This is a genomic window from Paenisporosarcina sp. P4_E4_2, assembly GCF_056401595.1.
On record NZ_JBFUJC010000310.1, the window covers coordinates 1 to 3,732 of the forward strand.

A 3,732-nucleotide genomic window follows, 5' to 3' on the forward strand; every position below is an offset into this window, starting at 1 on the left:
CAATTCTATAGTGATATAGCACTGTCAAAAAGCCATTATGGTTTTAAAGCAACTATTACGGCTTATGCAGATACTATAGATACTGCTGAAACGGTTGCTAATGTTTATTTCGGAAGAATGAGAGATGTTTTATCTCTATCAAATGATATACCTATCCAATTACATAAATATGAAGGTAGTTTGAATAGGACAAGGAATTTTACAAGTAGAAGGATATTAACAAAATCCAATATCATCACCGCCTTTAAAATGGCTAGAGAATTTGAGTCTAATCAGCCAAAACTTTTAAGAGCGATTGGGTGGCACTCTAAGGGCAAGGTATCGCATAATGCAATCGACCAATTTTTCGCTTTCTGGAATGTGATAGAGATACTCGGAAAGGAATTTCATACTGTAACACCTCGAACAGAGGATGGAGTGAAAAATCAAATTTATCAGTGCTTTATAGATTATTTTGGAGAGATAATAGATTGGGATTTACCAGATGGTTGGATAGATTCCATGTATGAAAAGAGGAATAGGATTTTCCATGGTGCTGAAGATAACACTCTCGAGGCCATTAAGGAAACGTCGAATATGATTCCCCTATTAGAAAAAACATCAAAAATGTTAATAGATGAAATAATTGATAAAAAATATGATAGGTCTGAATTTCAATACTTTGAGTTCTAATTTTTAGCAGTTCCAAGAGATTAATATAGTATGTTAACAATAGGCATACAATAGACACCGGTGCTCTCCATTGCAACGTGAGTACAGGCATGCTCCTTAATCCAATCAATTAACTGTAATAAAAATACAGTTTTAGCTGGTCATATTAAGTGTCATGGCCATATTACTCGTCATCAGTTTGATTTATTGGATTACTTCTAACAATCCGGGTTCCTTTCCACTAAGCAAGAATTGATTAAGGAAATCAATCACATTTTCCCGCAAGCAAATGTAAAAGAGATTCAGGACACCATCGAGCTTGATGAAAAATATGTATTTGTTCCGTTTATATCGGAAGAGAACAAATATGGAGTCAGTCAATGGGTATGGCAAAAAAGAGAATGGAAACTTGCGAGAGTCAATACAGGAGGTGAACCACATTCATGGCGTATTGAGGATGGAGATTTTTCCACTAGCCACTTGGTGTGGAACATTGCTCCTGAAACATCCATTGAAAAGCTAGAGTTCTATCTGATAAAAGATTGGTCATTCCACATTTCGGAAGGTATCGATTACTATGATCCAGGTGTTCAGCTTGAGGAATTAGTTGAACTCTCGGACACATCAWTCGGTGCCATGCCATTGCCGGATAGTTGGTCATCCATTTTGGCTGGATGGCCTATGATCGTTCAGGCAAAGTGCTTCCTACTGTTAATGCGTTGAATGGAAGTGGCTTTACTGGTGGCGATGAACACATTGAGCATATCAGGTTCCTGGATGAGTTAGAGATTGAGACAGTCGAGTAGCAATTGGAGTAATTATTAAATTTCCGAGAACCCAAAATATGAGCCTATTCAGATGGAGAAAGAAGATGTGTTGATTAATGGGAAGGTTATTGGGGTTATAAAAAGTCAGTAAGTTGATTCAAAAAGAATGAAAAACGGCGAATCCTGTAACCCTACCGTGTTTGTTTTTGATATAGGGTAGTAAGAATGTGAGTATTTAAAAAGCTCCACATATGTGGAGCTTACTTAGATTTTATTAAGAATCCAATCTTGGATTTCATCTATTAAATCTAGTCCAACTTTTAAAGTTCCGAGGACTGTGCCTTTTCCGATGATTTTTAACTCTGGTGCAATCTTAATTCCTTCAATACTATAGCTAACTGTATCAATATGGTGAAGCGGAATTCTTACTGTATTAATCAATCCAGCACTCTTTAAATATCCATTTTCAATAGATATTTTGTTTTGTTTCCATGAATATTCATTATCAGTTTTTGTTAATGCACTTCCGAACAATCCCATCATTTTGCCTCTTTTCAAATTTAACTTACATGTAAATTTTACAAAGACAATTAATGAATTGAAAGCAAATTATCTATGGTAAATTATGGGCGCGTAATTATTTGTTACAATTTTAAAAAATGGTGGCACTTTTTCCTCAAAAATGTACAGGTACCAATAAGAGAAAAGGTGCCAGCCACTGTAATTCATTTAATCCATTCACGATGATCTTAAATATCAAGTACCACAAAAAGTCCGATAAGAACTTGCTGAATCCCCAGGCACCATACAATAATCAGCCTTTTCACTCGTATGTTCAAAAGGACTCGAAAGAACTTCAAGCAACTTCTCCATCACGCCATAATCCCCACGTTCAACTGCAGCTTCCAGTGCTTCTTCTACCCGATGGTTACGAGCAATAATTGCAGGATTAGAATTCCTCATCAACTGTTGAGAGGAATCTTTTGATTCTTCTTGTCTACTTAATCTCGCCTGCAAACGCTCATTCCACTCTACAAATTCTTCACTGTTGAACAGGTCCGTATCTTCTAGTGTATCTAAAGTGAGTGCACGGAACGTATTCGTATAATCCGCATGATGCTTCTGCATGATATTTAAGAAATCTTCAATCAAGGTTTCATCCTCTTTTTCTTCATTAAAAATTCCTAGTTTTGCTCTCATTCCTGCATACCAGTTTTCGTGATACAACTTGTTGAATTCTGCAATCGCGTCTTGGGCTATTTTGATTGCTTGCTCCTGATCGTCATGGAACAACGGCAATAATGTTTCTGCAAGGCGCGCTAGATTCCAGCCTGCCATGTATGGCTGATTGCCGTATGCATAACGACCTTGCTGGTCAATGGAACTGAATACCGTTGCTGGATCGTATTCATCCATAAATGCACAAGGACCATAGTCGATGGTTTCTCCGCTGATGGTCATGTTGTCAGTGTTCATTACCCCGTGAATAAAACCAACGAGTTGCCATTTGGCAATTAAGTCAGCCTGACGTTTGATGACTTCTTGGAGTAACGAAAGATATCGATTTTCATTACCTGCAACATATGGATAATGACGCTCTATTGTATAGTCAGCTAGCGTCCGGACGTCTTCAATTCCCCCGAAATTTGCAGCGTATTGAAAAGTACCGACACGTAGATGACTGGCAGCGATACGGGTTAGAATGGCACCAGGCAGTTCGGTTTCGCGGATGATTGACTCACCGGTTGTCACTACTGCGAGGCTGCGGGTGGTAGGAATTCCAAGTGCATGCATGGCTTCGCTGATGATGTATTCGCGCAACATAGGGCCAAGTGCCGCTCGACCATCACCCCGGCGGGAATAAGGTGTTGGACCCGAACCCTTGAGTTGAATATCAAACCGTTCACCTGATGGCGTGATTTGTTCGCCAATCAGCAGTGCACGGCCATCTCCTAACATGTTAAAATTCCCGAATTGATGCCCAGCATAAGCTTGAGCCAGTGGTAATGATCCTTCAGGAATGCTATTGCCTGCAAGCTCCGCTACGCCGTCTTTACTTTTTAACTCATCAATATTCAATCCAAGTGATTCTGCCAAGGAATCATTAAAGATTATTAACTCCGGTGAGTGCACAGCATTTGGGGTGATCTTGGTAAAAAATGAATTAGGGAGTCGGGCATAACTGTTGTCTAAGTTCCATCCGTTTTCAATTGCAGCTTTTTCTTTAGTCATTGTATCGCCTCCATATTTCTTGTGATTAAATAATCATTTAGGTATTTCTATGATATTGAGTACTATGCTTTATTCACTGAAC

Annotated in this window: 4 protein-coding genes; 2 read left to right on the forward strand and 2 right to left on the reverse strand. The window is 38.8% G+C overall.

Features of this window, described 5'->3' with window-relative positions; all coding sequences use genetic code 11:
* Both AC1DSB_RS16065 and AC1DSB_RS16070 read left to right on the forward strand, forming a co-directional pair.
* Positions 1-672: hypothetical protein (locus AC1DSB_RS16065; protein WP_477587100.1), on the forward strand; the 672-nt coding region annotated here is incomplete at its 5' end.
* A 231-nt stretch (positions 673-903) separates the two neighbouring features.
* Positions 904-1,374, forward strand: a complete 471-nt coding sequence (locus AC1DSB_RS16070) for a hypothetical protein (protein WP_477587101.1) — start codon at positions 904-906, stop codon at positions 1,372-1,374.
* A 308-nt stretch (positions 1,375-1,682) separates the two neighbouring features.
* Here AC1DSB_RS16070 and AC1DSB_RS16075 read toward each other — a convergent pair whose 3' ends face one another.
* Both AC1DSB_RS16075 and AC1DSB_RS16080 read right to left on the reverse strand, forming a co-directional pair.
* Positions 1,683-1,958, reverse strand: a complete 276-nt coding sequence (locus AC1DSB_RS16075) for a hypothetical protein (protein WP_477587102.1) — start codon at positions 1,956-1,958, stop codon at positions 1,683-1,685.
* A gap of 216 nt (positions 1,959-2,174) precedes the next feature.
* Positions 2,175-3,650, reverse strand: coding sequence for a protein adenylyltransferase SelO (locus AC1DSB_RS16080; protein ID WP_477531568.1), 1,476 nt, complete (start codon positions 3,648-3,650; stop codon positions 2,175-2,177).
* Between the last annotated feature and the right edge of the window lie 82 nt (positions 3,651-3,732).